Origin of the sequence: Priestia sp. RMT2NF4 (genome assembly GCF_047872835.1) — a bacterium.
Taxonomy (GTDB): domain Bacteria; phylum Bacillota; class Bacilli; order Bacillales; family Bacillaceae_H; genus Priestia; species Priestia zanthoxyli.
In genome coordinates, this window is record NZ_JBLQZO010000003.1 from 677,063 (window position 1) to 695,020 (window position 17,958).

At 37.7% G+C, this 17,958-nt stretch carries 24 protein-coding genes and 1 riboswitch; of the genes, 19 read left to right on the plus strand and 5 right to left on the minus strand.

Annotated elements, in window-relative coordinates; translation table 11 throughout:
* Positions 1–76 precede the first annotated feature (76 nt).
* Positions 77–202: a DUF6254 family protein gene (locus ACMX9J_RS16860; RefSeq protein ID WP_013082238.1), complete on the plus strand. Its 126-nt coding sequence runs from the start codon at positions 77–79 to the stop codon at positions 200–202.
* Between the two features lie 65 nt (positions 203–267).
* On the opposite strand, the gene ACMX9J_RS16865 is transcribed toward ACMX9J_RS16860, so the two are convergent.
* Positions 268–987 (minus strand): 3-ketoacyl-ACP reductase, encoded by a 720-nt coding sequence (locus ACMX9J_RS16865; RefSeq protein WP_028414153.1) that lies wholly within the window; start codon positions 985–987, stop codon positions 268–270.
* A 207-nt stretch (positions 988–1,194) separates the two neighbouring features.
* On the opposite strand from ACMX9J_RS16865, the gene ACMX9J_RS16870 reads away from it, so the two are divergent.
* The 9 genes from ACMX9J_RS16870 (at position 1,195) to ACMX9J_RS16910 (ending at position 8,951) form a co-directional block, all read left to right on the plus strand.
* A complete protein-coding gene (locus tag ACMX9J_RS16870) occupies positions 1,195–2,793 on the plus strand; it encodes a spore germination protein (protein ID WP_028414152.1) in 1,599 nt (532 codons plus the stop codon).
* Positions 2,794–2,817: 24 nt separating this feature from the next.
* Entirely contained in the window at positions 2,818–4,017 is a 1,200-nt protein-coding gene (locus ACMX9J_RS16875; RefSeq protein WP_416226036.1) for a Ger(x)C family spore germination protein, read from the plus strand.
* Between the two features lie 11 nt (positions 4,018–4,028).
* On the plus strand, positions 4,029–4,265 hold the full coding sequence (locus ACMX9J_RS16880) for a hypothetical protein (protein ID WP_033578382.1): 237 nt from the start codon (positions 4,029–4,031) through the stop codon (positions 4,263–4,265).
* Positions 4,266–4,287: 22 nt separating this feature from the next.
* Positions 4,288–5,409: a GerAB/ArcD/ProY family transporter gene (locus tag ACMX9J_RS16885; RefSeq protein ID WP_416226037.1), complete on the plus strand. Its 1,122-nt coding sequence runs from the start codon at positions 4,288–4,290 to the stop codon at positions 5,407–5,409.
* Between the two features lie 72 nt (positions 5,410–5,481).
* A riboswitch (PreQ1 riboswitch) is annotated at positions 5,482–5,525 on the plus strand.
* A gap of 230 nt (positions 5,526–5,755) precedes the next feature.
* Complete coding sequence (gene queC / locus ACMX9J_RS16890) at positions 5,756–6,421, plus strand: 7-cyano-7-deazaguanine synthase QueC (RefSeq protein WP_028414148.1); 666 nt, start codon at positions 5,756–5,758, stop codon at positions 6,419–6,421.
* The gene (queD, locus tag ACMX9J_RS16895) at positions 6,421–6,861 is read left to right on the plus strand and encodes a 6-carboxytetrahydropterin synthase QueD (RefSeq protein ID WP_013055983.1); all 441 of its coding nucleotides are present in this window, start codon (positions 6,421–6,423) and stop codon (positions 6,859–6,861) included. The genes queC and queD overlap by 1 nt, the downstream gene beginning before the upstream one ends.
* On the plus strand, positions 6,854–7,585 hold the full coding sequence (queE, locus tag ACMX9J_RS16900) for a 7-carboxy-7-deazaguanine synthase QueE (RefSeq protein WP_025749424.1): 732 nt from the start codon (positions 6,854–6,856) through the stop codon (positions 7,583–7,585). Before queD ends, queE begins: the two co-directional genes overlap by 8 nt.
* Before the next feature lie 98 nt (positions 7,586–7,683).
* Positions 7,684–8,181 (plus strand): preQ(1) synthase, encoded by a 498-nt coding sequence (gene queF / locus ACMX9J_RS16905; protein WP_013055985.1) that lies wholly within the window; start codon positions 7,684–7,686, stop codon positions 8,179–8,181.
* A gap of 68 nt (positions 8,182–8,249) precedes the next feature.
* Positions 8,250–8,951 carry an NAD(P)H-binding protein gene (locus tag ACMX9J_RS16910; RefSeq protein WP_028414147.1) on the plus strand — a complete coding sequence of 234 codons (702 nt, stop codon included), beginning with the start codon at positions 8,250–8,252 and terminating at the stop codon, positions 8,949–8,951.
* A 31-nt stretch (positions 8,952–8,982) separates the two neighbouring features.
* On the opposite strand, the gene ACMX9J_RS16915 is transcribed toward ACMX9J_RS16910, so the two are convergent.
* Both ACMX9J_RS16915 and ACMX9J_RS16920 read right to left on the minus strand, forming a co-directional pair.
* Positions 8,983–9,210 (minus strand): hypothetical protein, encoded by a 228-nt coding sequence (locus ACMX9J_RS16915; protein ID WP_033578383.1) that lies wholly within the window; start codon positions 9,208–9,210, stop codon positions 8,983–8,985.
* Between the two features lie 316 nt (positions 9,211–9,526).
* A complete protein-coding gene (locus ACMX9J_RS16920; RefSeq protein ID WP_013055988.1) occupies positions 9,527–9,712 on the minus strand; it encodes a YkvS family protein in 186 nt (61 codons plus the stop codon).
* Between the two features lie 308 nt (positions 9,713–10,020).
* Here ACMX9J_RS16920 and ACMX9J_RS16925 point away from each other — a divergent pair, with 308 nt between their 5' ends.
* From ACMX9J_RS16925 to ACMX9J_RS16940, 4 genes are all read left to right on the plus strand, one after another.
* Positions 10,021–10,866: a patatin-like phospholipase family protein gene (locus tag ACMX9J_RS16925; RefSeq protein ID WP_028414145.1), complete on the plus strand. Its 846-nt coding sequence runs from the start codon at positions 10,021–10,023 to the stop codon at positions 10,864–10,866.
* 17 nt (positions 10,867–10,883) lie between these two features.
* A complete protein-coding gene (locus ACMX9J_RS16930; RefSeq protein WP_033578384.1) occupies positions 10,884–11,078 on the plus strand; it encodes a hypothetical protein in 195 nt (64 codons plus the stop codon).
* 147 nt (positions 11,079–11,225) lie between these two features.
* Positions 11,226–11,552 (plus strand): hypothetical protein, encoded by a 327-nt coding sequence (locus tag ACMX9J_RS16935; RefSeq protein WP_013082248.1) that lies wholly within the window; start codon positions 11,226–11,228, stop codon positions 11,550–11,552.
* 312 nt (positions 11,553–11,864) lie between these two features.
* Entirely contained in the window at positions 11,865–12,578 is a 714-nt protein-coding gene (locus ACMX9J_RS16940; protein ID WP_165635670.1) for a cell wall hydrolase, read from the plus strand.
* Positions 12,579–12,740: 162 nt separating this feature from the next.
* Here the strand turns inward: ACMX9J_RS16940 and ACMX9J_RS16945 are convergent, their stop codons facing one another.
* Positions 12,741–13,100 (minus strand): YueI family protein, encoded by a 360-nt coding sequence (locus tag ACMX9J_RS16945; RefSeq protein WP_033578386.1) that lies wholly within the window; start codon positions 13,098–13,100, stop codon positions 12,741–12,743.
* 675 nt (positions 13,101–13,775) lie between these two features.
* Between ACMX9J_RS16945 and ACMX9J_RS16950 the strand changes: the two genes are divergently transcribed.
* The 5 genes from ACMX9J_RS16950 (at position 13,776) to ACMX9J_RS16970 (ending at position 16,857) form a co-directional block, all read left to right on the plus strand.
* The gene (locus ACMX9J_RS16950; RefSeq protein ID WP_033578387.1) at positions 13,776–14,057 is read left to right on the plus strand and encodes a hypothetical protein; all 282 of its coding nucleotides are present in this window, start codon (positions 13,776–13,778) and stop codon (positions 14,055–14,057) included.
* A 230-nt stretch (positions 14,058–14,287) separates the two neighbouring features.
* A complete protein-coding gene (locus ACMX9J_RS16955; protein WP_048020028.1) occupies positions 14,288–15,586 on the plus strand; it encodes an NCS2 family permease in 1,299 nt (432 codons plus the stop codon).
* Between the two features lie 173 nt (positions 15,587–15,759).
* Complete coding sequence (locus ACMX9J_RS16960) at positions 15,760–16,134, plus strand: hypothetical protein (protein ID WP_028414141.1); 375 nt, start codon at positions 15,760–15,762, stop codon at positions 16,132–16,134.
* Between the two features lie 204 nt (positions 16,135–16,338).
* Positions 16,339–16,602: a hypothetical protein gene (locus tag ACMX9J_RS16965; RefSeq protein ID WP_013055998.1), complete on the plus strand. Its 264-nt coding sequence runs from the start codon at positions 16,339–16,341 to the stop codon at positions 16,600–16,602.
* A 48-nt stretch (positions 16,603–16,650) separates the two neighbouring features.
* Positions 16,651–16,857: a hypothetical protein gene (locus tag ACMX9J_RS16970; RefSeq protein ID WP_013055999.1), complete on the plus strand. Its 207-nt coding sequence runs from the start codon at positions 16,651–16,653 to the stop codon at positions 16,855–16,857.
* Between the two features lie 57 nt (positions 16,858–16,914).
* On the opposite strand, the gene ACMX9J_RS16975 is transcribed toward ACMX9J_RS16970, so the two are convergent.
* A complete protein-coding gene (locus ACMX9J_RS16975) occupies positions 16,915–17,712 on the minus strand; it encodes an HAD family hydrolase (protein WP_416226038.1) in 798 nt (265 codons plus the stop codon).
* Between the last annotated feature and the right edge of the window lie 246 nt (positions 17,713–17,958).

A 17,958-nucleotide genomic window follows, 5' to 3' on the forward strand; every position in this document is an offset into this window, starting at 1 on the left:
GCAGTTTTGATGAATGGAAATAAGCAGCTTGTTTTATCCTACTACATGTAAGCATATAAAAAGGGGATGAAGCAAAATGACTCAGTCTAAAAGTCAAAAAGAGCGTCAGTGGAACGTACGAAAGCAATCACAAAACCCATCGCATGGAAAAGTAAAGTCTTTTGAAGAACTATCAGAAGAAATCACGCCTAAACGTAAATAAGCTAACCATCATATAAAAGAAGACACAAAAAAGGAGAGCTGAAGCTCTCCTTTTTCTATGTTTGTTTATGGATTTGTAGACCACATGCCCGCAGATTTGATAAAAATACGCGGATGCAGCTTTAATTGTGCTACCATAATTTCTGCTAGGTCTTCAGGCTGCATCACTTTATCAGGATTGCCATCCGTTAAGTTTTCTTTATATGCTAATTCCGTTGCTACTGTACTTGGTGTTAGAGCTGTTACACGAATATTGTGTTTGCGCACTTCTAGCGCTAAAGATTCAGTTAAGCCAAGCACGCCAAATTTTGAAGCGCTGTAAGCACTTGTAACGGGAGCGCCTTTTTGACCAGCAGTGGATGAAATATTGATGATGTCTCCACCATTTTTTTCGATTAATTGAGGTAGAACGGCGCGCGTTACGTAGTAAACGCCCATTAAATTCACATCAATGATTTGTTTCCACTCAGCTGGGTCTAGCTCTAAAAAGCCTCCGAATTTACCGATTCCCGCATTGTTGATTAAGATATCCGTTGCCCCTAATTTTGTATGTAGATGCTCAACTGCTGCGTTTACTTCTTCCATAGAAGAAACGTCTGCTGTTGCATAAGCAACTTGTACATCAAATGCTTCCAGTTCAGAAGCCACAGCCTTTAAATCTGCCTCTGTACGAGCAATTAAACCGATATTTACGCCTTCTTTTGCTAATTCAATTGCAGTTGAACGACCGATGCCTTTTCCTGCTCCTGTAATAAGAGCTACTTTGCCTTTAAGTGATTGTGCCATGTATAGACTCCTTTCAATGTTCCGTATAAACATTCTTCATAATAACGAAGAATTATCCATTACTATCCTATAGAAATGCACAAATGATGTCAAAAATAAAGATTATTAAAATGGCTTCAAGTATAAATTTCCTTTTCATACAAAAACTATAGAGACTAAAAAGAAGAAATTCCGTTTCTTTTCGTTCAATGTAGTGGAGGATGAACAATGCGTATTAAAAAACTATCGGAGTTAACGAATAAATCCAAACAGCGGAAAGAAAAAGCTGGTGAATCGAAGGACTCTAAGGCAACTAGTGCTTCTTCCACTGAGGAAGAGCAGAAATTGTCGGAGAGAGTGGGAGATAATATATTCCACATGAAAAAAGCATTAGGACAGAGCACGGACTTAGTGACAAGAGAGTTTCGAATTTCAATTGAAGAAAAATTCACTTTAGGTGTTGCTTACATCGACGGATTGGTAAATAAAGATGAAGTTGAACACTATGCGCTGGACTCCATTATGCATTATCACGATGAGCATTTAACTCATGATGACGGTGTCGTTAATATGTACGAATTGATTAAAAGCTATAGTTTGGCGGCCGGTGAAATTATGGAAGCCAAAACATTGGATGATGCTCTTCTTCATGTTTTATCAGGAGATACCGTGCTGTTTTTAGAAGGGTATCAAACGTGTATTGTGGCAAGTACAAGAGGGTGGAGAGACAGGGCTGTTTCTGAACCACAATCTCAGACCGTTGTAAGAGGACCTCGAGACAGTTTTACAGAAACACTGCGAACGAATACCGCATTGATTCGGCGCCGAATAAAATCTCCAAAACTTTGGATTGAATCTCAGCAAATAGGAGAGTTTACAAAAACGGATATTGCGCTCGTTTATATAGACGGCATTGCGGATGAACAGGTCATTCAAGAGGTAAAAGAGCGTCTTTCTAAAATTGATATAGACGGTATTTTGGAGAGCGGATATATCGAAGAGTTGATTCAAGATGAAGATTATACACCTTTTCCTACTATGCATAACACGGAGCGTCCAGACTCCGTGGCAGCAGGTCTTTTAGAGGGGCGGATAGCCATTTTAGTAGACGGTACACCTTTTGTATTGATGGTTCCTGCCCTATTTATTCAATTTTTTCAGGCGGCCGAAGATTATTACCAGCGCGCAGATATTAGTACATTGATTCGCTTAATGCGCTACATGGCATTTTTCTTAGCCCTTTTAACACCTTCTGCTTATATTGCTTTAACTACTTTTCATCAAGAGATGCTTCCTTTTGCTTTGTTAATTAGTATTGCAGCTCAAAGGGAAGGTGTGCCTTTTCCAGCTATTATTGAAGCGTTTATTATGGAAATCACGTTTGAAATTTTGCGAGAAGCGGGAGTCCGATTGCCTCGAGCAGTAGGTTCAGCTATTTCAATCGTGGGAGCACTCGTTTTAGGAGAAGCCGCCGTACAAGCTGGATTAGTATCGCCTGCAATGGTTATCGTTGTATCCATCACCGCTATTAGTAACTTTGTTTCACCGGTGTATGATATGGCCATTGCAGTAAGGATGCTGCGCTTTATTTTAATGGTTTTAGCAGCTACTTTTGGCTTGTTCGGTATTATCCTCGGGCTAATTTTAATGATTTTACATTTATGCAGCTTAAGGTCATTTGGAGTCCCTTATATGACACCTATGGCTCCCTTTGTGAAGCGTGATCAAAAGGATGTTCTAATTAGACGTTCAATCAAAAAAATGAAAACAAGGCCAAAGCTTATTAACGAGAAGAATATTTCACGTCAAAAGACGCAAAAAAACTAAACTGTGCAAAGGTGGCCGGTTACTATGAAAGCATTTCTGATGTTATGTATCTGTTCATTGCTGTTAAGCGGCTGCTGGAGCAGTCGAGAGTTGAATGAGCTAGCCATTACGGTTGCTGTCGGAATTGATAAAGCAGAAGATGGCATTATTGTTACAGTTCAGCTGATTAACCCTGGTGATATTCAGGCCAAAACCCCTACAAACGGGCCTTCTGTTACCACATTCTCTATTAAGGCTTCGTCTGTAATGGAAGGGTTAAGAAAAATAACGACAAAATCCCCGCGGAAAATTTATCTTTCTCATTTACGAATGCTAGTCATTAGCGAAAGCATGGCGGAAGAGGGTATTGCTGAAGTGCTTGATTTCTTTGCTCGGGATCATGAAGTGCGTACCGATTATTTTGTTGTTGTTGCTAAAAACACGAAAGCATCGAGCGTTCTGAACGTATTAACAACAATTGAAAAAATACCAGCTAACCATATGTTTGCTTCATTAGACGTCTCTCAGCGTATTTGGGCACCCACTAGAGGCGTAAAGTTAAATGAACTGATCAGTAACTTAACGAGCGAAGGAAAGCAGGCGGTGTTATCGGGAGTATTGGTCAAAGGCGACGTGAAAAAGGCAGGAGATATGTCGAGCATTTCCCGGACCAATCTGTCCACCCTGCTCAATTTTAAAGGATTAGGTGTCTTTCAAAATGATAAGCTGATCGGCTGGTTCAATGAAGACGAAAGTAAAGGATATAACTATATTACAGGAAATGTAAAAAGTACGTTAATTGTTATTCCATGCGAAGGAGAAGAAAAACAGCACGATATCATCGGAGTAGAAATGCTTCGAACGAACGTGAAGGTAACGGCTTCTATGAAAAACCATAAGCCTCATATTCACGTGGATTTAAAAGGTGAAGCAAACGTGGCAGATGTAGAGTGTCAAGTAAACTTACAGGACCCAGCTGTAATCAATATGCTCGAACGAAAAACAGCAGCGGACGTAAAAGAAAAAATGAATGACGCAGTGGAAAAAGCTCAAAAAGATTATAAAAGTGATATCTTCGGTTTTGGAGAAACGTTTTACAGACAAGATGTAAAGAGATGGTACAAAATGAAAAGAGACTGGAACAGAATTTACGCAGAAGATTTAACCGTCGATTTAGATGCCAAAGTTCAAATCCGTCGCTTAGGCACGTTAAATAACTCATATATGAAGCAAATGAAGCATTAAGGAGAAAGAAAATGGAGGGATTTATCGCCTTACTCGTACTTCTTGCTTATTTGACTAAAAAAATTATGATTAACTTCCGAAAGGAAAAGTATTACCGTGAAATCGTTGTCTATCTTTGTCTTATAGGTATGGGTTTATTCTTTTGGGGAGCCATTACACTCCGTAAAGAAGTACCTACGCCTCTGTACTTTTTAGAGGAACTCATTAAGCCTCTTACTAAAACCGTTCATCATCTGTTATTTACGTAAGCATGTAGGAGAGAAGGGGTGTATGATGCAAATAAAAGAATTTATTACTCCGAAACAACTTCTTTTTCTCATTTATTTTTTTTGTATCGGAAGCGCTATTTTGGCAGTTCCGGCTACGTTATTAGAAACGAATAGACAAAATGCCTGGGTATGTAGTGTGCTTGCTATTGGCTTTGCCCTTTTAATTGTTGCGGTGCTGTTATGGCTGATGCACCGTTACCCTCAGCAAACGTTCATTGAAATAGCTAAAAAAGCGCTAGGTCCTTACGCCGGAGCGTGTATGTCTCTTATTTACATTTTTTTTATGTTCATTCAATCTACGTTTTCCCTTCGAGATATCAGTACATTTATGACGACGCAAATTGTCCCTGAAACTCTGCCTACGTGGATTCATGCTCTTGTGATTTTAGCGGTTATATACGGAGGGTATTTAGGCATTGAAGTGATAGCGAGAACCGCGGAAATCTTTTTACCGTGGATCGTCGTCCCTTTTTTATTGTTAATTTCGTTAAATATTCCTCAGATGAAACTGGATCGTCTTTACCCTTTGTTTGAATTCCGCATGGATGATTTAGTGTTAGGGACCACGTATTTCTTAGGAAATCCGTTTATGGAATTGATTTTTGTGCTAATGATTACGCCTCATATAAAAGATGGCAAAAAGGTAAAAAGAATGATTGTTATCGGCACTGTGGCATCGGGCTTGACGATTACGATTGCAGTTGCGGCTTGTATATTAGCTCTTGGCGCGAATATTGCATCAATGCACAGCTACCCAGTTTATTTATTAGGAAAAATGATTTCGTTAGGTGCAACGATACAGCATGTTGAAGTATTAGTAGCTATTATTTGGATGTTATCTATCTTTTTTAAAGTTGTCATTGTGTTCTATGCTATTCAGTTAAGTATCGCTCAATTATGTAATTTACGGGTGCGCAATTTTTTGAGCTTTCCTTTAGGTCTAATCATTACAGGCGTGGCGTATTACATTATTCCAAATACAGCATACTTCAATTATTTTGAAAAATATTACTGGCCGTTTTATTTATTTGTACTAAGCGTCTGTTTTCCGTTGTTATTTATTGCGCTTTCTTATATAAAGAGAAATAAGGCAGCTAAAGGTGATAGAAGCCAACAAATATAGCATTATTTATACGTATGTGGTATAGTATACGATGACAATTCAAGAAGAAACGCCGTACACGTTTGTATATGTACGGGAGAGGTTCGAAAACTCCCTCTATAAAAAACTAAGATCATCGTTGATGACAAAAGACACGGTTTTAGCGTGTCTTCTTTCACGTGCTTTTCTATCAACACGTCTTTTTGACGTGTATGCTGGCGAGGACGTGTATCTTAGTTGCTTTTTAGGGAGATTGCTGGAAAAGAGCAGTCTCTTTTTTGTGTTATAAAATTAGTCACAAAGGGAACGAACGGTTCAATAAAGTTTCTTCTTCTTTTGATTTCAATCAAAAAGGAGACGAACAATAATGATGAAAAATGAAAAAGCTATTGTTGTATTTAGCGGCGGTCAAGATAGTACAACATGTCTATTTTGGGCTTTGAAAAACTTTAAAGAAGTAGAAACGGTTACTTTCCAATACGGTCAGCGTCATAGTCAAGAGATAGAGGTAGCAAAAGCTATCGCAGCTGATTTAGGTGTGAAGCATACCGTCCTAGATATGTCACTTTTAAATCAATTAGCACCAAATGCCTTAACGCGAGATGATATTGAAATTGAGCAAAAAGAAGGAGAGTTGCCTACAACGTTTGTGGATGGCCGCAATCTGTTATTTTTATCATTTGCTGCCGTACTGGCTAAAAACAGCGGAGGCCGTCATATCGTAACAGGCGTTTGTGAAACTGATTTTTCGGGATATCCAGACTGTCGAGACGTATTTGTGAAATCGTTAAACGTCACGCTTAATTTATCAATGGACTTCGAGTTTGTGATTCATACGCCGCTTATGTGGATTGATAAAGCAGAAACGTGGGCGTTAGCGGATGAGCTAGGAGCGCTTGAATATGTGCGTGAAAAAACATTAACGTGCTACAACGGTATTGTTGCTGATGGGTGCGGCGAATGTCCCGCATGTCAATTGCGAAAACGCGGGTTAGATCAATACTTGCAAACAAAAGAAGGAGGAGAAAAATAATGCTGCAACAAATGTATCCTCAAGTCTTTCATGACTATGAATATGAATTGAACAAAGATATGCAGTTTGCTGCGGCACATTTTGTTCCTCATACAGAAGCAGGAAAATGCCGTCAAGTCCATGGACATACGTATTTTGTAAATTTAACTGTTGCCGGAGATACATTAGACGAAGCGGGCTTTTTAGTAAACTTTGCGCTATTGAAAAAAATTGTTTCTGGTCAATTTGATCATACATTATTGAACGATCATTCTATCTTTAACGAAGAAAATCCAAATGATTTTCCTACAACTGAAGTTGTTGCTCGTAAAATTTATGAGTTGGTTCAAGAATATCTAGACACACTACCAAATAAGCCTTCTTGCGTACAAGTATTCGTGCGGGAAACGCCGACAAGTTACGTAGTTTACCGCCCAAAGAAGGTGAAAAAACGTGGCTAATACAATTCCAGTACTTGAAATATTCGGCCCAACGATTCAAGGGGAAGGAATGGTTGTAGGACGTAAGACGATGTTTGTTCGTACCGCAGGCTGTGATTATTCCTGCAGCTGGTGTGATTCAGCTTTTACATGGGATGGATCAGCTAAAAACGATATTCGTCAGCTAACAGCAGAACAAATTTGGACGGAGCTTAAAGAAATTGGAGGAGAGTGCTTTGATCACGTCACCATTTCTGGAGGAAACCCTGCGCTTATCAAGGCGATTGGTTCACTTGTAGAGCTTTTGCACAGTCATGGGGTAAAAGCAGCTCTTGAAACACAGGGAAGCCGTTATCAGGATTGGTTCCTAAAGATCGATGATTTAACGATTTCTCCTAAGCCTCCAAGTTCATTAATGAAAACAAATTTCTCCGTATTAGACGATATTATAGAGACATTAATAAAGGAAAAACGCATGGCGCACATAAGCATAAAAGTCGTTGTATTTAATGATGAGGACTTTGAGTATGCAGCGTCTGTTCATGAACGTTATCCTGAGGTTCCATTTTTTGTTCAAGTAGGCAACGAGGACTTAACGACAATCGATAATGCGTCGTTAACACAAGAATTGCTTAAAAAGTATGAGTGGTTAATCGACAAGGCAGTGGCAGCTAAAAACATGAACGATGTAAGAGTTCTGCCGCAGGTTCACGCCCTTGTTTGGGGAAATAAACGAGGCGTGTAAGCGCATAGCAAAAAATTTACAAAGAAAAATAAAAACAGATATATACAAAATAAAAAAACGCTGTTAGAATGACAATCGTAGAAAGAGAGGAAATGCAAATGAGCGGTCGAAAAGATGAAGAATTAGAAGGTGTATCACTCCTTGGAAATCAAGGAACAAACTATTTGTTTGAATATTCACCAGAGATTCTAGAAGCATTTGATAACAAACATCCAAATCGTGATTATTTTGTGAAATTTAACTGTCCGGAATTTACGAGCTTATGTCCAAAAACGGGTCAGCCGGATTTCGCAACCATTTATATTAGTTACATTCCAGATGAAAAAATGGTGGAAAGCAAGTCGTTAAAGCTTTATTTGTTCAGCTTCCGTAACCATGGAGATTTCCATGAAGACTGTATGAATATTATTATGAATGACTTAATTAAACTGATGAATCCAAGATATATTGAAGTATGGGGAAAATTCACACCACGCGGCGGGATTTCAATTGATCCATATACAAACTATGGCCGTCCTGGTACGAAGTATGAAGAAATGGCTAATTATCGCCTGATGAATCATGATTTATACCCAGAAACAATTGATAATCGTTAATTCGAACAAACAGGTTGTGTATGCAACCTGTTTTCCATTGCAAAAACAACAGATGAGAAGGTGAAAGAATGTCACAGAGATCAGCATTAGTATTAGGTGCAAGCGGACTTGTTGGTCAAGAACTTTTAAAAATGTTATTAAGCAACAGCTTATATAACCATGTGACAGTGTTTGTTCGAAAAAAGCTACCAATCGAACACACAAAGCTACGTCAGCTTGAAATTGATTTTTCAGAGCTTGATAAGCACGAAGAATGCTTTGCAGTTGATGATGTATATTGCTGTTTAGGCACGACAATGAAAAAAGCAAAAACAAAAGCGAAATTCATTAAAGTTGACTACGAATTTCCTTTAAAAGCGGCTAAATGTGCAGAAAAATATCGCTGCAAAAACTTTTTAACGATTACAGCAATTGGTGCTGATCTTCGTTCGCCATTCTTTTACAGTAAAGTAAAGGGGCAAGTAGAAGAAGATATCGCAAGCTTGTATATCCGTTCTACTCACTTTTTCCGCCCATCGTTATTATTAGGCAAGCGCCAAGAGTTTCGCCTATTTGAAAAGCTTGGGGGATACACGTTAAAGTCGTGTTCATTTTGCCTTGTAGGAAAGTGGAGAAAATATCGTCCAATTAAAGCGTATAACGTAGCCAAATCCATGATGAAAGCTGCACTTGAAGATAAATGTGGTGTTCATGTACATGAAAGCCAAGACATTTATACAGGTGAATGCTATTATTCGTTTACCAACGGCAAGCGCGTGTTATCAAAATAAAAAAAGCCTCTTCATAAGAAGAGGCTTTTTTCTATCTTCCGTCAGCATCCGCGTTCCCATCACCATCACCATCACCATCGTGATCGTGATTAGAAGCAGATTCACTCCAGCTTGTGTAGGAGTTAGAATCTTCTTCGGCATAATTCATGGGTTCAGCGGATGTTTTTTTATTTGAAGTTTGCTTGCGTTTAAAAACGAACTGCACGATGAAAAAAAGAATGACAATAAGTGCAACGATAAACAATACAGTATCAAACATGCTAGTAATTCCTTTCAGTAAGTAGGTAGTAGTAGCTTGTTCTTATTGTCACACGAAAATAAGACCCTTTCAAGAAAAAATGGGGCCTGGTTTTGTTTCTTTAAGGAAACTTTTTTTATCTTAGCCATATATTATTGTATGAAGAAACATTTTAGAAAAGAGGGAGTACAGTGAAAAAAAGTTCGAAGGATGTTAAGGTTCAACAGTATATTTATCTCATGTATAAGCTGGGAATTATTACAGAAGAACAAAAGAATCAGTTCTTTCAAAACCACTAAAAAAGCAACCGTTTTTGCGTTCCGGTTGCTTTTTCCCTTTACATAGCGGGATTAATAATCGTGTAGTTTTTGTGGTTGACAACAGTTCGCTGTTCTAAGTCTAAATCCCGGTAGTTTGTCATGTAAGTCAAATCAACAATCACGGAGTTTTCATTTACTTTTTCGACAATGCCCTGTAAGCCATTTTTAAATTCTATCAAGTTTCCTACCTCTGCTATTTTCATCATTCATCGCTCCTTTGTTTTAAATTAGTTCATTATTAATTTTTTAAATAATTTTAATTTTGAAAATAGTAAAACTAGTTAGCGTTTTCTTTTTTTACAATTTTGCCTTAAAACTGGGAATTAGTAAAGGGTTTTTTGAAAAAATATAAAATAAAATTGAAAAAACAAGTAAAATGTGCTGAGGAATAAAAGGAATTGGTAGCTTTAACGAAAGAGAGAAGCAACACAGTTCCATCTTTGTTCATCTTTCGTTATAATAAACGAGGTATAATCTTGTCATAAATTATAAGAATTAGAAGGTGTAGAAATTGAAAGATACTGGACTCGTGCTCGAAGGAGGCGGTATGAGAGGCCTTTATACAACCGGAGTTTTAGATTACTTTATGGAAAGAAATCTGTACCTTCCGTATGTAATTGGCGTTTCAGCCGGCGCTTGTCATGCCACTTCTTATTTATCTAGACAAATAGGAAGAAGTCGCAAAGCTAATTTAGATTTTTTAGAGGATCCTCGCTACTTGTCGTGGAAAAATTATTTTAAAACAAAAGAGATATTTGGAATGGATTTCGTTTTTGATGAAATTCCTAATCAGCTTCTTCCATTTGACTTTGAGGCATTTGCTGAGCGTACAGAGAAGCTTGTAGTAGGAGCAACGGACTGCGTGACGGGAGAACCCGTTTATTTTGATGAGTATGATCGGGATATTTTGACAGCGGTTCGCGCTTCTAGTTCCCTTCCATTTTTAGCACCTGTCGTTACATATAAAGGAAAAGAGCTGTTAGATGGAGGAATCAGTGATCCGATTCCAATCAAAAAAGCAGTGCAGGATGGATATAGAAAAAATATTGTTGTGCTAACGCGAAACGAAGGATATCGAAAAAAGAAATCAAATATGCTTTGGTTATTGAAGCGCAAATATCGTCATTATGATGGGCTGACTCGTGCGCTTGAGAACCGCTATAAATTGTATAATGAAACATTGTCATATATTGAAGAGCAGGAAAGACAGGGGAATATCTTTGTGATTCGTCCGCAATCCCCTCTTGTAGTAGGGCGAATTGAGAAGAATCGTGAGCGTCTCGACGCTCTTTATAACCAAGGATATAAAGAAGCTGAAGCTCAATTTGCGTCTCTGCAAAATTGGCTGAACAGCTAAAAACGAGGTGGAACTGAATGGATGAACAAACAGTAATCAATATGTTAAATGAGTTAAGTGAAGGAAAAGTAACCGAAATTAAAGTTAAAAAAGAAGACTTTCTTGCTTTTCGCCCTTTTTTAGTAAATCGCCCTGATTTCAAACATTTTCGTGGAATCGCCGGACGCGGAGGCGATTTTACCTATACGTATCTAGAAATTCCTAGGAGTTAAACGAAATGATGGCATTATTTGATTATGCCTTATATAATGGATGTATGAGCCTGTACAGTAGAGAATATACTGTTACAAGTGCTTGTGCGTTTATTTAGTAACGTATAGTAAGAGCGAATAAACGTGTTTAGTTATAGGAGGGATATTATGGATGAGTTTCGAAAAAGTACAGCACCTTTTTATTTTGCAGATCATATATGGAAAGATAAAAATGGAATGACGACTTATGGGATGCTGTTAACGAACCGGCCCGAAGATGACGGGGACTATGACCTCCATTCGTTATTAGAAGAAGCATATGTAGATCATAAAAAAATTCTAATTACTACTGTTTACGACAACAGTGAACAGCAGTTGACCGGATACGTGATACATTTATCAGATGATCAAGACGTTTTTACGTTTATGGATGATACGGGTGCTAAACTAGTGATTGATTTCTATGATGTTGTAGAAATTGAGATCGAAGATTAAAAAGAGCTGAATGTTGATTACAACATTCAGCTCTTTTGTGTAAAAGTAGATGAATTTAAATGTTTATCATAAGAATTATAAGGGAAAAACGAATGAATAAATTTCTGATTAAACTGAAATAAGGCGGGAAAATATACCTGTATTTTAGAAAAATTACCGTGATTATGACAAAAAATAAGGTACAATGTCATATTTGTGTTCCGAACGTAATTTTGTTCATCAAACTTAAAGAAATGTAATTGAATCGTTCGGTGAAACCCCCATATAGCTATGATAGAGTAATACCATACGAAATTTCAGGAGGTATTACCTATGAAACATAGTTATATGAAATCAATGGTAGTAGCTTGTTTAGCTACTCTTTCATTTATAGGTTTTAATGCAACAGCTACGGCTGCAACTAATTATAAAGTAGTCAAAGGCGATAGTCTTTGGAAGTTAGGTAAAAGATATAGTGTAACAATTGACGATATTAAAAAATTAAACAATCGTCAAGGAGATATGATTTATATTGGTGAAACATTAGCTATTCCGAGTAAGACAAAAGTGCTGGCTGCTGAAACAACGGAACCTTCAACGGCAGCACCTGCTAATACGGCTAAGCCAGAACCAAAACCAGAAGCCAAACCTGCGAACCAGGAAACACCTGCAGTTTCGATTTCGGCAAGCGAAAAAGATTTATTAGCTCGCTTAGTAGAAGCCGAAGCAAAAGGCGAATCGTATGAAGGAAAAGTAGGGGTAGCAACAGTAGTGTTAAACCGTGTAGATTCTCCGAAGTTTCCAGATACGGTAACAGGAGTTATTAAACAAGTTGTCGGAAAAGCATACGCTTTTTCACCGGTTCAAAACGGATCAATTAACAAACCTGCTTCAGAAGATTCGAAAAAAGCAGTAGAGCAAGCGTTGACTAGAAAAGATCGTTTAGACGATTCCATTTACTTTTATAATCCAAAAACAGCTACCGATAACTGGATTCGTTCACGTGCTGTAATTAAAACAATTGATCATCACGTGTTTGCTAAATAAAAAAGAGGCTGCAACAAAAGTATTTTAGACGAAGTGAAAAACGAACCATTGATCACATGTTGATCAATGGTTCGTTTTTTTTTGATGGTGAATATAGTTTTATCTGTCTCGTTCCTTCTAGCAGTTGATTGGATTCATTTCGTTATGTGTCAACCTCTTTTTTTAGTCTAAAAAGATATCTCGTTCCAAACTGCCTTCAGAACCCGTTAAAACTAGACCAATATCGGTATCAGCTTCTAAGTTCTGAACGATGGTAAAAGGCACTTTATGTTGGTTAGCCACTTGAATATAAGGGGAGAGGTATGAATAAGACAAAGAGCCATTTAAAAACAAATGACCGTCTTTCACTTTTTTTAAAAGAGGCTTTATTTTTGCTGCATCCTTTTTCATGACTTGCCCTTTTTTTAGCGCAATTTCAATATTCTCACGTAGAGCAGTTAAGAAATATCTTCTTTCGTCTCTTTTTGTTTCCTTTGCTCCGTACATTCCTCGTTCTAAGTATTCTTCTAGTTGATCAGACATTATGTCACTTCCTTTCGTTATAAACTATAAACGATTATGGATATAAGTAAAAGGGACAGGAAAAAAGGAAAATCATTGTGCTATATCACCTGTTTTTTTGCTGAGTACAAAGAAAAACAAAAAATGTGTTGAAATTTAGCCTAAAATATTGTTTAATGTAAATAGATAGAAAATCATATCGGTTTTTTATTAAAGGTTTGTAAGCGATTACAGATATACATACATAGCAGCGTTTGGGGAGACGCTCCTATGATTTTATGTTCAAAGCGCATTGTATAAAAAGGGGATTATATAGCTTTAGGGCATATACGGTCAAGCAAAGGGTCAGATAAATTAATAAAAAATCGCTATGTATTTTCATAAGAAGAACGGTCAACATGTTTGTTGAGCGTTCTTTTTATGCGTTCATATTATATTTATTCCTCATTGCAGCAGCTGCTGAAAATTATAAAGGTACATTCCTCCTTTGCTCTCTCTTATTTTACATAAGTTACATGTAGTATGTTTCAAAGCCTTAAAAAATATATGGCTGTACGCTTGTTTGATCCTAACGAGGTGATAGAAAAAGAATATTTTTTAAGAAATCACAAAAAAAGAGGCGATTGCCTATGCAAGAAGTAGGTGAATAACATATGTAATAAAGAGAATGAAATATAATTTGAGGAGGCATGTATCATGCAAGAATTTGATATTAATGACATAAGAAGACCATTTGGTGGTTTTGGAGGCTTTGGCCGTCCAGGATTCGGTTTCGGTCGCCCGGGTTTTGGTTTCGGTCGTCCTGGTTTTGGCTTCGGCCGCCCGGGGTTCGGTTATGGCTTTGGTCGCCCTTGGGGTTGGGGCTTTGGAGCTCCATTTCTTGGAGGATTAGTTCTTGGAAGTGCATTAGGAGGTCCAGGTTATTACGGTTATCCAGCACCATATTATCCGCCGTACCCACCATATTATTATTATTAAAACAGTGAGCGCTGATAAAGCGCTCTTTTATTATGTCCAATTCAAGGTATATATAGAATGCATGCAAGACGCTACGTTTAGAAAATGATAACAGTTTTAAATAAGGAATGAACGCTTAAGCTAAAGGAGACAAGTTTTCCTTGCAACAATTGTTGATTTTGCTATAATAACTTCGGTGGCATTTTTGGTCACTGGGTGGGCGAGGGATAGATGAAAAGAAGGAAATTAGATTGAACGCATTATTTGAAAAGTTGTTTCGTTTAAACGACCACCAAACAACTGTCGGAAAAGAAAGCTTAGCTGGGGTCATTTCATTTCTTTCCATCGTGTATATTATTGCTGTTAATTCAACCATTTTGTCTGATGCTGGTATTCCGCTTGAAGCAGGAATATTCGCAACAGTGGCTTCGGCTTTTGTAGGCTGTGTTATTATGGCTTTTTGGGCAAATGCGCCTCTCATTCTGGTGCCAGGTATGGGGATTAACGCATTGTTTACGTATACGATGGTTCAATCAATGGGGTTATCTTGGCAAGAAGGGTTATTAGCAGTAGTGATATCCGGCTTTCTTTTTATAGCATTAGCTTTTTCACGACTGTCTGCCAAAATTGTTTCTTCGATTCCGCATTCGTTAAAAGAAGCGATAACAGTCGGTGTTGGCTTATTTTTAACATTTATCGGTTTGCAAAAAGGGAAGCTTGTAGTTCCAAGCGAAAACACTTTTGTAGCACTTGGAGACTTGTCAGATCCGTTTGTTATCAGTACGCTGTTGACGTTAATTATCACAATCGTACTGTTTATCCGAAATGTGAAAGGTAACTTTTTGTTAAGCATGATTGCTGGATCCGTCCTTGCCTTCTTACTTGGTGTAAGAAGCAGTGCAGAAAATGGACAGTCCGCTGCGAGCGTGAACGACTTTTTTAGCAGCTTTGGCACATTGTCTTTTGGAGCCATTGGAGACGTTGCGTTTTGGGCAGCTGTCTTTTCATTAACAATGGTATTGATTTTTGAAAATATCGGTTTGCTTCATGGTCAGCTAGGTATGATGAATCAAGATAGCAAATTTCCGCGGGCCTTTCAAGCAACAGCCGCCTCAGCTTTGCTAAGCGGGGTGTTTGGAACAAGTCCAACGGTGTCTTCTGTAGAAGGAGCATCTGGTATTGCAGCTGGAGGGCGAACGGGTTTAACATCGCTGATTACAGGAGTTTTATTTTTAAGTTCACTTCTGTTTATTCCATTTATCAAGCTGGTTCCAGATAGTGCTATTGCACCTATTCTCATTGTGATTGGAGCACTAATGATTCAAAATATCAAAAACATCAATTTACAGGACTTAACAGAAGGTTTCCCTGCATTTTTAATTATTGCGCTTATTCCTCTTACGTACAGCATTGCTGATGGAATTGCATTTGGGTTCATTGCGTATCCACTGCTTAAATTATTCCTTGGTAAAATGCGTGAAGTATCGATGTTTATGTATGTAAGCGCGCTATTGTTTTTCTTGAATTTTGTGCTGCATTATATTGCTTAAAATAGACAGCTGAGTACTTTTGCTCAGCTGTTTTTTGTGTTTGCGGTAAAGAATCCTCTTTTTAGATATCATACTCCGTATTTCGTGTCCTTTGGTTAATCAGCCGCTTCTAAAATGGCGTTTCCTGCGTAAAGTAGTACAGAAGTCGGAGGGGATATAAGGGGGAGAAAACGATGGGAATTAAATTAATTAAAATATCAGCCGTTTATTTTGGAATTGGCATCATATTGGGGTATTATATGTCAATTGTTCACAGCTACGCTTTGACGCCTGTTCACGTGCACATTAATTTATTAGGATGGACGTCGCTTACGTTAGCGGGACTTATTTATTATTTGTTTCCTGCGTTTAGCGAAAGTAAATTAGCTAAACTGCACGTATGGTTGCATAATATAGGATTACCGGTCATGATGATTGGTTTATTTCTCATGATCGTACTAGAAAACCAAGCTTTTACACCCGTAGTAGCAGTAGGAGCAACACTTACGGCTATTGGCGTTTTAATTTTCGTATATCACATCCTTAAAAATTTGAAATCTGAACGATAAACCAAGAAGGTCGTTGACGATGGCTGCTAATTTCAAAAGGAAAAAGAACCAGCTATAGCGAATATACATGTAAACAAGGTGAAAGTGCGATTTACATAAAGGTGTGCTAGGCATCTTTATAAGGAGGGGTAAGCTGCAGGGATTTCTAGCTCTTATAAAAGCCAATAAAAGGGCTGATTATAAGTTTCTTGCGGCGGAGATACTATGGGAGAACATCAACAATTAGTGCGTGTTAGGGAGCTAGCAAATGAAATTATTCGACTTCGTCTTCAAGACCGTACGACTTATGACGAATTAGAGTTGCAAAATAATGTAGAGTTGTTGTCTCGTTCTGTGGTTGACTTAGTAAACATTATGTTAGCCGAAGATGTGGATTCGTCTACGTCTTTAAAAGCTACAGCTTCTAAAATGAAAATGGTGTATAATAACATGCATCAAGCTGAGAAAAAAGATTATTTGCATTTCTAATTGCTAGGCTCCTTTTCGCCACAAACGAAATGGAGGTGTACGAGGCAGATGCTATCGTCACTAACGACTTCTGAAGCTATTGTAGCATCCGTTCTTGCACTGGTTGTCATTGCCGTTTCCATTATCTTTTTTGCCACCCTTATTATGGTTGTTGTACGACGAGAAAGAATCAGCAGCTTGGTTAATCATGGAGAGCATGCAGATGGGAAGCAAAAAAGCTTAGGTGAATTTTTTCGTTCTTTACGAAAAAAATAACTACCGTTTTCTTATTAAATAGATAAAAGCGGTCAATTTAAACGTTGACCGCTTTTTTTAGATTGTTTGCTTATTTTTTTCTAAAACAATACGCGCTGCTTCACTAACAGATGACACAATAGCAGAGGCATGGCGCTGAACAGCTTCAGGAGCTGTAGCCATAGCGAAACTGTTCGGTGTTAATTGAAACATAGGAATATCATTAAATGAATCCCCTACACATGCAATTTCCTCTGGTTTTAGCTGAAGATGATTTAATAAAATTTCAATGGCATTTCCTTTGCTGATATGTTTAGGCATAATATCTAAACACTGCTTGGCAGAAATATATGTATCAATATAATCACCAAACTCTTCGTTCACTTCTTTTTGCAGAGCTACCATTTCATCATGATCTCCAAGAACCGTGATTTTAGATGGAGAAAGAGCCTGACCAAATGAATTTGTCATTTCAATTTGTTCTTCGATAGGGAAAAACATGTGAGTTTCAATTGCTTCAATAATTTCATTTCGCTGCTCTACATAATTCGTGTCGTTTGAACAGACAAGCGTAATACGGTTAGGATCTATCGTTTTTTTATAAAGTTGAACCGCTAAATCATCTTCAAACACTTTTCCATGAAGTTCTTGATTTTCTTTGGTCCACACAAATCCTCCGTTTTGGCTAATGCGATGAAATGTATTATTAATATCAGTAGAAACCTTTAAAATTTCCGTATCCATTCGTCCAGAAGCAAGACAAACCTCTACTCCTTGGCGCTGAAGTTCACTAAGTGCGTCTGCATTATGCTGTTCTACGTATTTTTCTTCGTGTAAAAGAGTTCCATCTAAGTCGCTTACAAATAATTTAATCATCTCTTGAAAATTCCTTTCCCTAAAAAAATTACCTTGATAAGAGTGTTACAAATTTATTACATTCCTTATTCTATCAGTGTTTCCCAAGAAACTCATAAAAAAAGCTCAAACCGGCGGTGAATTCAAAGAGATTAAGACATAACTACATCACTTTTTTTCGCAGGAGTCTTCGCCTTCCCCTCTAATCAACAGCTAGAAACAGCTACATGAAATCTAGTTCACCATCATAATGAAAACAATCCGAAC

Coding starts and splice junctions, on each gene's coding strand:
- ACMX9J_RS16950 (WP_033578387.1), top strand. CDS start 13,776: ATGCAAGAATTTGATATTAATGACATAAGAAGACCATTTGGTGGTTTT.
- ACMX9J_RS16970 (WP_013055999.1), top strand. CDS start 16,651: ATGCTATCGTCACTAACGACTTCTGAAGCTATTGTAGCATCCGTTCTT.
- ACMX9J_RS16940 (WP_165635670.1), top strand. CDS start 11,865: ATGAAACATAGTTATATGAAATCAATGGTAGTAGCTTGTTTAGCTACT.
- ACMX9J_RS16935 (WP_013082248.1), top strand. CDS start 11,226: ATGGATGAGTTTCGAAAAAGTACAGCACCTTTTTATTTTGCAGATCAT.
- queC (WP_028414148.1), top strand. CDS start 5,756: ATGATGAAAAATGAAAAAGCTATTGTTGTATTTAGCGGCGGTCAAGAT.
- ACMX9J_RS16960 (WP_028414141.1), top strand. CDS start 15,760: ATGGGAATTAAATTAATTAAAATATCAGCCGTTTATTTTGGAATTGGC.
- ACMX9J_RS16930 (WP_033578384.1), top strand. CDS start 10,884: ATGGATGAACAAACAGTAATCAATATGTTAAATGAGTTAAGTGAAGGA.
- ACMX9J_RS16910 (WP_028414147.1), top strand. CDS start 8,250: ATGTCACAGAGATCAGCATTAGTATTAGGTGCAAGCGGACTTGTTGGT.
- queD (WP_013055983.1), top strand. CDS start 6,421: ATGCTGCAACAAATGTATCCTCAAGTCTTTCATGACTATGAATATGAA.
- queF (WP_013055985.1), top strand. CDS start 7,684: ATGAGCGGTCGAAAAGATGAAGAATTAGAAGGTGTATCACTCCTTGGA.
- ACMX9J_RS16945 (WP_033578386.1), bottom strand. CDS start 13,100: ATGTCTGATCAACTAGAAGAATACTTAGAACGAGGAATGTACGGAGCA.
- ACMX9J_RS16920 (WP_013055988.1), bottom strand. CDS start 9,712: ATGAAAATAGCAGAGGTAGGAAACTTGATAGAATTTAAAAATGGCTTA.
- ACMX9J_RS16865 (WP_028414153.1), bottom strand. CDS start 987: ATGGCACAATCACTTAAAGGCAAAGTAGCTCTTATTACAGGAGCAGGA.
- ACMX9J_RS16880 (WP_033578382.1), top strand. CDS start 4,029: ATGGAGGGATTTATCGCCTTACTCGTACTTCTTGCTTATTTGACTAAA.
- ACMX9J_RS16885 (WP_416226037.1), top strand. CDS start 4,288: ATGATGCAAATAAAAGAATTTATTACTCCGAAACAACTTCTTTTTCTC.
- ACMX9J_RS16915 (WP_033578383.1), bottom strand. CDS start 9,210: ATGTTTGATACTGTATTGTTTATCGTTGCACTTATTGTCATTCTTTTT.
- ACMX9J_RS16965 (WP_013055998.1), top strand. CDS start 16,339: ATGGGAGAACATCAACAATTAGTGCGTGTTAGGGAGCTAGCAAATGAA.
- ACMX9J_RS16875 (WP_416226036.1), top strand. CDS start 2,818: ATGAAAGCATTTCTGATGTTATGTATCTGTTCATTGCTGTTAAGCGGC.
- ACMX9J_RS16975 (WP_416226038.1), bottom strand. CDS start 17,712: ATGATTAAATTATTTGTAAGCGACTTAGATGGAACTCTTTTACACGAA.
- ACMX9J_RS16860 (WP_013082238.1), top strand. CDS start 77: ATGACTCAGTCTAAAAGTCAAAAAGAGCGTCAGTGGAACGTACGAAAG.
- ACMX9J_RS16870 (WP_028414152.1), top strand. CDS start 1,195: ATGCGTATTAAAAAACTATCGGAGTTAACGAATAAATCCAAACAGCGG.